Annotated in this window: 5 protein-coding genes; all 5 read right to left on the bottom strand. The window is 41.6% G+C overall.

The window, feature by feature from the left end:
* Window positions 1-533: 533 nt before the first annotated feature.
* The 5 genes from CES82_RS11560 to CES82_RS11540 all read right to left on the bottom strand — a co-directional run bounded on the left by CES82_RS11560 (window position 534) and on the right by CES82_RS11540 (window position 8,649).
* Window positions 534-2,591, bottom strand: coding sequence for an LTA synthase family protein (locus tag CES82_RS11560; protein WP_098826408.1), 2,058 nt, complete (start codon window positions 2,589-2,591; stop codon window positions 534-536).
* Between the two features lie 178 nt (window positions 2,592-2,769).
* Window positions 2,770-3,006, bottom strand: coding sequence for a YkuJ family protein (locus CES82_RS11555; RefSeq protein WP_098826407.1), 237 nt, complete (start codon window positions 3,004-3,006; stop codon window positions 2,770-2,772).
* Between the two features lie 153 nt (window positions 3,007-3,159).
* Window positions 3,160-5,157, bottom strand: a complete 1,998-nt coding sequence (gene mutL, locus CES82_RS11550) for a DNA mismatch repair endonuclease MutL (RefSeq protein WP_098826405.1) — start codon at window positions 5,155-5,157, stop codon at window positions 3,160-3,162.
* Window positions 5,158-5,169: 12 nt separating this feature from the next.
* A complete protein-coding gene (gene mutS, locus CES82_RS11545) occupies window positions 5,170-7,815 on the bottom strand; it encodes a DNA mismatch repair protein MutS (protein WP_439959066.1) in 2,646 nt (881 codons plus the stop codon).
* 30 nt (window positions 7,816-7,845) lie between these two features.
* Entirely contained in the window at window positions 7,846-8,649 is an 804-nt protein-coding gene (locus tag CES82_RS11540; protein WP_098826403.1) for a TIGR00282 family metallophosphoesterase, read from the bottom strand.
* Window positions 8,650-8,698 lie beyond the last annotated feature (49 nt).

Here is an 8,698-nt window from a genome sequence, read left to right as displayed (position 1 = left end):
TAGCGAAATTGACTTCGCAAATTACATTTGATATCAACCGAAATTGATATACCCTGCACATTTGTGAAACAAAACTTTGTTCAGTTTTCAAAGGTCTACATTGTTCTGAACGACTGATGAATATTTAATCAGTCAACTTTTAAATCATATCATCTGAGTTAATTTATGTCAAGCAATATATTTAAATTGTTTGGCGCTAAGTTATGTTCTCAAATGCAATGATATCAATCTCTGCAAACATCTGCAGAAACAACAGAACTTAATTAGTATAACAATCGTTGTGATATAAGTCAATCATTAATTTGAATAAATATCAATTGACTTGATAAAACATACTATGCCAATAAATCGCAACTCCTATACGTTCATCTTCTCATTGAGAATAACTGTATAATTATTCGACCTACTTGCGTATCTGCTTTTTAACAACGAATATAATATTACCAAGATATGTAATCTCGGTCAAGAAGTATTTTACTTTTTTTGAAATAAAAAAGAATGATGCATTTAAACACCACTCTTCTAAACGATCATTATTTAAGTTCGGGCGCATCCGTCTTGTAGTCAGCGGTGGCCTTCCCATGGTTTTTAGCCATTAAACTCGTTGGTTCTGATTTTTGAGCATCTTTTAATTGCTGAATGCCATTAGTGTATTTGTAATTAAACTTAGTCTTATCAACCGACTTAAAGTCCTTTAATTGATAGAACCTCAGCAAATCACCTTGAATGACCCGATCAGATAGCGATAACTCTGACGTAACGTGGTTTTGCTCACGTGCTAGAGTCTTCTTTTGAGTCGCATTAGGCTTAATAACAGCCCCCGTCTTCGTATCGTAAACAGTACTACCCTGTTTGACAAACTGTGGCGTCACAAAATCACCATTCCTGAACGCAACGGTTTGACTGCGATTCTTCGCCAGTAAATCGTTACCGAATTGAATGGTATTATTATCCTTCACGCCAAGTAAGTCCATCAATGTTGGCAAGACATCGATTTCCCCACCATACGTGTGTTGAATACCACCCTTCAATCCATCCGCATGAATCATCAGAGGGACTTTTTGGAACTGTGCCAAATCGTAACTCGTAACCTTCTTCTTACCAAGCAATTGTGCAATAGCAGCCCGATGGTTATTTGAAATGCCATAATGATCCCCATACAAAACAATCATACTGTTTTTATATAAACCAGATTGCTTCATATAAGTTAAAAACTCACCAAAAGCCTCATCCAAATAATGTGCAGTCTGAACGTAAGGATCCACCGTCTTATCACCCGTTTTAGTTGCGGGGAAATCAGTATTTTGCTTATCAAGTTCATATGGATAGTGATTGGTTAGCGTAATCAGCTTAGCATAAAACGGCTGTGGTAATTGCTGCAGGTATTTTGCAGAGTCGCGGAAAAAGATCTTATCTTTCAGGCCATAGCCAACTGTATAATCAGACTTTTCCTTATAGTACTGTGAGCTAAAGAAGTAATCATAGCCCCATGACTTATAAGTATTGTCCCGATTCCAGAAACTAGGGACATCCCCATGGAATGCTGCAGAAGTATAGCCCTTTTGACCTAGCATAGCCGGTGCCGCTTGAAACGTATTCTGAGTCCCGTATTCAGTCATAGCAGACCCTTGCGGTAACCCAAACAATGAGTTTTCAAGCATCATTTCCGCATCAGAAGTTTTCCCCTGTGCCACTTGATTATAAAAATTGTCGTAACTCAACGTGTTCTGATTCTTATAAAACTTATTCAGGTTAGGCGTGACTTCCTTACCATCCACCTTGTAATTAATCAAGAATTGCTGAAAACTTTCCAAATGAATGATAATGACGTTTTTACCCTTTTCAGTACCAAAATAAGCTGGATTATCCCCAACACGGTTGTGCTTTAAATAATTCTTCACACTTTGAAGATCCCCAGCGTTGGCATGTGCTCGCGTTGAACTTTGTTTTTGCGTCTGATACACACTAAACGCAGCGTACTCATTCAATCCAAGATACTTAACCAAGTAATTATTATCAAACGTTCTGGTAAGCAACCCAGACCGGTCCGCATTTGCCATGCCATATTCAGCACCCATCAGCGAAAAAGCTAAAACGGATACCGTTAACGCATACCGGCGCTTAAACGGCCGACTATCAACGCGGATAACGTGCGTCATTAATAAAGCAATCAGCAAAATAACATCCAGATACACGAAGAAATCTGTCGGATGAATAATCTGCCCGACACTCTTTCCTAAGTTGTTTTGAACATTACCAGATCCCTTAATAACGCTAAACGTCATAAAATCAGAGAATTCACGGTAGTAAAGAATGTTAGCAAAGATCCAGGAAGTCTGAATCAGATCAATTAAAATCATTAGCCAGTAGACTAAACGTCCACGAAAGTATAATGCAATACCAAACAGTAACAGTGCAGCTGGAATCGGGTTCACAGCGAGCAAAAACTGTTGCACGCCACCCTTAACCCCTAAACTAAACTCCGTCTGATACGCGATATACGTCTTGATACAAAATAAAACAACTACTAGGATAAAGAACCCAAAAACGGTATTAAGCTTAGCAGTTGTCCGTTTCACAAAATCCGACATAACATCGTGCCTCCAGGTTAAACTTAACAAATGCCATTATATCGAATCTCCATAAAATAGCAATCTTATCCAAATTACTTTGAAAAAACTTCAAACTTAAAATGATAGCTCTAGCTTGATCACAAGCGTATTAATCACCTTACAAAAACAAAAACTATGGTTCCCCATAGTTTTTGTTTTAATTATCAGTAAGTAATTCAAACAATTCAATCGCAATCAAATCAATGTTATCAAACTCAAAATGTTCCTTGGCTTGATACTCATCCAAACTATATGTTTGTGTCTCCGGGTGATAGATAACTTGCGCCATCTCAACGCCCTCTTTTTCAAAACGACGAGGCTGTGGTTCATCGCCGGCATCTTCCTGCATTGCTTTAAGTCGGTTAATAATGCCGATTAACTGTGATTCTTCCATGAGAATCCCCTTTCCGAATTCATTTTAACAGTCTAATTCTACCAAATCCTGTAGCAGTAAGCACGAGTTTTTGTAAATAACCTGACAAATTTTAAACACTGTGGTTCAGACAACCCAAAAGGAGGCTAAATCAGCCTCCTTTTTAAATGATTTCTATGCTTCTGACCGCAACGAATGATGCGATTCTTGAATTCGCTTGAACATTTTTTCCATGTCGGTGTCCGTAAAGTGAATCAGTACTGGACGGCCATGTGGACAGTTAAACGGATTCTCCGCCGTCTTCAAATGTTCAATCAGTGCCTTAGCTTGCTGATCGTCCAAATGATGATTAGCCTTGATGGCCCGCTTACAGCTCATCATAATAGCCGTCTTTTCTCGAAACTGCGCTACAGTTAGGTGTCCATCCCGTAACACCCAGTCAACCATTTCTTTAACTGTATCAGCTTCCTGACCCGCCTTAAACCAGGTTGGATGCTGACGCAGTATAAAACTGTTAGGACCAAATTGTTCTAAATGCAGCCCCACTGAAGCTAACGTATCCAGTTTATCAGTAATTTTCAACATGTCACTTGTACTGTAATCAAGTACGATTGGCACCAGTAACCGTTGCTGATCATCGCTGACTTCACCTATGGCTTGACGGTAGTACTCATAATTGACTCGTTCCTGAGCAGCGTGCTGATCAAGAATATAAAGCCCCTCATCCGATTGTGCAAGCAGATAAGTTCCGTGAAATTGACCGATGTAAATCAAGTTAGGAAAACGGTCCTGCTGATTTAATAATTCGGTTTCCTCAGGTTTTTGCTTGGTTGTTGGCCTATTACCTGCTACCGGTTCGTTGAACGGTGTCTGAGGCTGTTGATACTTCTGCTCAAACGCTGATACTTCAGGAGAATTCAGTTCGGCTGTCGAATGGATCACAATTGGATGCGAGGTGCCATCAGAGGGTTTCTGTGCAAACAGCGCTTTATTATCAATAGTTTCTTCATCACTAGCTGCTTCATCGTCACCCACGCTTAGCTGCTCTTCATGAGGTCTGACTGACTGAGTAGTGGCCGGGCTCATTGTCTGAACATCATGTGTGGTCGAAACTGCTTCTAAGTCTTGTGCCACTCGATTAGGGTCCACATGTCCCCGCCGCAAATTAGTCAGCCCATCTGGTATCAAATTTTGCTCACTGAGCTTTGCTCGAATGGCAGCAGTAATCATGTCGACTAATTGAGGTTCCTTACTGATTCGAACCTCCTGCTTAGTCGGATGAACATTCACGTCCACTAGCAATGGATCCATTTCAAGGTTCAAAACAGCCACCGGATAGCGACCAACCATTAATTTAGAGCCATAGCCCTCGACAATTGCTTTTGTTAGCTGATAATTTTTAATGTATCGGCCATTAAGTAGAATCGTCATATAATTACGGCTTGCTCGCGTCAGCTCGGGCAGTGAAACATAGCCACTAATTTTAAAATCAGCATCCGCATTTTCAATTAAAAGCATCTTTTCGGCTTTGTTCATCCCGTAAATACTGCCAATCACCTGCCGCAAATCTCCCCGGCCAGCTGTTCTCAGTAACTCACGATTATTGTGAGTCAATGAAATTTGAATCTGAGGATGGCCTAAAGCTAGTCGATTAACGATATCAACAATTTTAGAAAGTTCCGTATTCAGCGACTTCATGTACTTCAACCGTGCTGGTACGTTATAAAACAAATCTTTAACGATAATATCTGTTCCGCGACGCGCTTCTGCCGGCTTTTGAGAAATCACTTTGCCACCAGAAATGTGAATGGCTTGACCCTCACCACCAGTGGACGTCACCATTTCCACATCCGCGATAGAAGCAATACTTGGCAGCGCCTCACCACGGAAACCTAAGGAATGCACTTTAAATAAGTCTTTGCGGTCAACTATCTTACTAGTAGCGTGCCGGTGAAAAGCCAGTTCCAGCTGATCAGCATCGATACCGCTACCGTCATCAATCACTTCGATTGATTTCAGTCCAGCCTCATCGACTATAATGTCGATTTCATGACTGCCGGCATCAATCGCATTTTCTACCAACTCTTTCACGACTGAAGCAGGCCGTTCAATGACTTCGCCAGCTGATATTTGGTTTGCCAATACCGCCGGAAGTTCATGGATTGCTGCCATTTTATCACCTCATTACCGTTTTTTCTTGGACTGCTCTAACTGCTGTTGCCATTTATAAACCTGGTTCATCACATCCATTGGTGTCATTCCCATCAAATTCAGTGATTTAACCTGGGAAGCTACTTTATCAGCCTTAGATATCTTTTGCTCCGGTTCACCAAACAAGGACAGTTGGGTATCCGCTTCTTCATCACTAGTTTGTGGAGCAGGTTCCGTTGGCTGCGGCTCAGGTTCAACCGTTCGATCTTCAGTAGTGACTTGAACTGTACTATGTTGATCCTGAGTTTTTTCTAAGTGAGTCAGAATCGTGTCTGCCCGTTTCAGCAATGAATTTGGCAACCCCGCTAACTTGGCAACGTGGATCCCATATGATTTGTCAGCTGGGCCATCTTGCATTTGATGTAAGAAAACTAGCTCACCGTTCTTTTCCACAGCACCAACGTGAACGTTTTTCAGATGTGTCAAACTCTTATCTAACACCGTTAGTTCATGATAATGCGTCGAAAATAGCGTTTTAGCATGAACCCGATCGTGAACAAACTCAATAATTGCCTGAGCCAAGGCCATCCCATCATAGGTCGCGGTTCCTCGGCCAATTTCATCAAATAAAATCAGTGAATTAGCGGTTGCATGAGAAAGTGCTTCGTTGGCTTCCTTCATTTCCACCATAAAAGTACTTTCACCCGAAATCAGATCATCCGCAGCACCAATTCGCGTAAAAATTTGGTCAAAAATAGGCATTTTAGCTGACTTAGCCGGAACAAAGCAGCCCATTTGTGCCAGAATAACCGTTAAAGCCAATTGCCGCATATAAGTACTCTTACCAGACATATTAGGCCCGGTAATAAGCAAAATAGACGTTTCTTCCGGCATCTTAACATCATTAGGGACATAGGTTTGACGACCCAGCACTTTTTCAACTACTGGGTGCCGTCCTTCAACGATTTCCAAATCATGATCTGACTGGGTGAACGTCGGCGCTACAAACCTGTATTTCTCACTGACATCAGCGAAGCTTTGTAACACGTCCAGCTCTGAAACTGCATGCGCTAAGCTTTGAATTCGCTGAATATTTGCTTTAACCAGTTCGCGAACCTTAACAAACAGCTTGTACTCTAAATCAGTGGACTTTTCTTCAGCTTCAAGTATCAACCGTTCTTTTTCTTTCAATTCAGGCGTGGTAAACCGCTCTGAATTAGTTAAGGTCTGTTTACGTTCATAACGACCTTCTGGCAACTTGTTCAAGTTAGCTTTCGTCACGTCAATGTAATAACCAAAAACCCGGTTATACCCAATTTTCAGGTTATTGATCCCAGTAATTTGACGTTCTGAGGCCTCAAGTTCGGCCATCCACTGCTTACCATTATGCATGGCTTCACGATAGGAATCCAACGTTTTGTCATAGCCGTCTTTGATGACCCCGCCATCCGTTACAGATAGCGGTGGTTCATTCACAATCGCTGAATCGATGGCTTCAGTGACATTATCGATTGGATCCAAGCGCTTATAGATATCACTGAACGCCGATTCCGGCAGTTCATTTAAAATATGCTGAAGCTTGGGAATCTGTTGTAAAGATGACTTCAATTGAATCAAATCACGGCCATTTACACTGCCAAAAGCCACTCGACCAGCCAGTCGTTCCAAATCGTAAACCTGTGTCAGCTCTTCTTGCAAACTATTTCGCTCAAAATACTGGTCGACTAACACGCTAACCTTTTTTTGACGCGCTAAAATATCGTTACGTTTCACTAATGGCCGATCCAACCACTGCTTTAACAGGCGACCGCCCATGGCCGTTTTAGTTTCATCCAGTAGCCACAACAGCGTCCCGCTCTTTTTGCCGGTACGCATATTCTGTATCAGCTCCAAATTTCGCTGAGAATAATGGTCCATTTTCAAAAAGAACGTTGGTTTGTAAATAATTGCCCGCTGTAAATGTGCTAAACTCCGCTTTTGGGTGGTGACAATATAAGTTAACAGGTGCTGTAAGACGGTTAACTGCTCCGTTGCTTCCACGCCCTGTGTCAAATAACTGAGTTCAGATTTCACCTCAGCTTCGTCCTGATGAGAAATCAGAATGCCAACCGTTGTCAGTTTCTCGAGAACATCATCAGAAACTGATTTATCCACAACGGTTTCCTTGGTTTGCAAACTCATCACTTCGTTTAATACCGAATCAAAACTATCCAGTGAAGTTACCTTTAACTCACCAGTAGATAAGTCAGCATAGGCAAACCCAAACTTCTGATTGATTTGAGTAAGTGCCGTCAAATAGTTGTTTTCTTTCGCATTGCCAGCGCCCGTATCGGTCTGAGTCCCTGGGGTGACTAACTGAATCACCTCTCGCTTAACCATTCCCTTGGCTAGTTTAGGGTCTTCCATCTGTTCACAAATGGCTACTTTATAGCCTTTATCCACTAAAATATCAATGTAGTTTTGAACAGCGTGATGCGGCACACCACACATTGGGATTGGGTTTTTAGAGCTGTGATTACGAGTCGTCAGCGTTAATTCTAATAGTTGAGCGCCTTTGATGGCGTCATCGTTAAACATTTCGTAAAAGTCACCCAAACGGTAAAATAAAAAAGCGTCTGGGTACTGATCTTTAATTTTTTGATACTGAACCATCATCGGCGTTTGATTCGGTTTCGCCAATTTTTCCACCTCTACTTCATTTCCTACAAATTAACGATCATATGGATGATCATCATCAATTAACACTGATTTGATTTTAGTTGCGTGACCAGTTTCATCATTAATGTCAATGACGCAACCAGACATGATTCCGGGTTCACTAGTCTCCACTTCATATCTGGCTGGCCGTTGATTAAGGAACCGTGAGATCACACTAGCTGGCTGCATGCCTAAAATTCCAGCAGATGGGCCTGTCATGCCAGCGTCACTCATAAACGCAGTCTGATGATCGATCACTTGCGCATCATTGGTTTGCACGTGGGTATGAGTGCCGACAACGGCCGAAACCCGCCCCTTTAAATACAGTGCAATTGCTCTTTTTTCACTGGTAACTTCCCCGTGAAAATCAACAAAAATCACTGGTGTTTCTTTTCTAATCTCAGTCACTAACTTATCCGCAACAGCAAATGGATCATCCAGCGGCGGTAAAAATACACGACCTTGCAAATTGATGACAGCAAGTGTCGCCTGATTAACTTTTAATTTCGTCCAACCGCGACCTGGCACGTCTTCGCCTGGAAAGTTAGCTGGTCGGACCAACTTAGTCGTATCATCGATGAAATCGTAAATTTCCTTATTATCCCACGTATGATTACCCATGGTGACAACATCGGCACCACTTGCCAACAACTGTTTATAAATTTTTTGACTGATCCCGCGACCTACAGGAGTTGAATTTTCACCGTTCACAATCGTTGCTTGAGGCTTTAAATCACGTTTCAATTGAGGTAAATAAGTTTGAATCATTTGGACGCCACGATCACCGACAACGTCTCCGATAAATAATATCCGCATGTTGATCCTCTAATCTATTTTTAGTATGTTGCAACACGTTTTAGTTTAA

This window comes from Secundilactobacillus silagincola (assembly GCF_002583405.1).
In the GTDB taxonomy this organism is placed as follows: Bacteria; Bacillota; Bacilli; order Lactobacillales; family Lactobacillaceae; genus Secundilactobacillus; species Secundilactobacillus silagincola.
The sequence above is the reverse complement of the archived record's forward strand: the minus strand, read 5'-3'. Positions and strand labels throughout refer to the sequence as shown.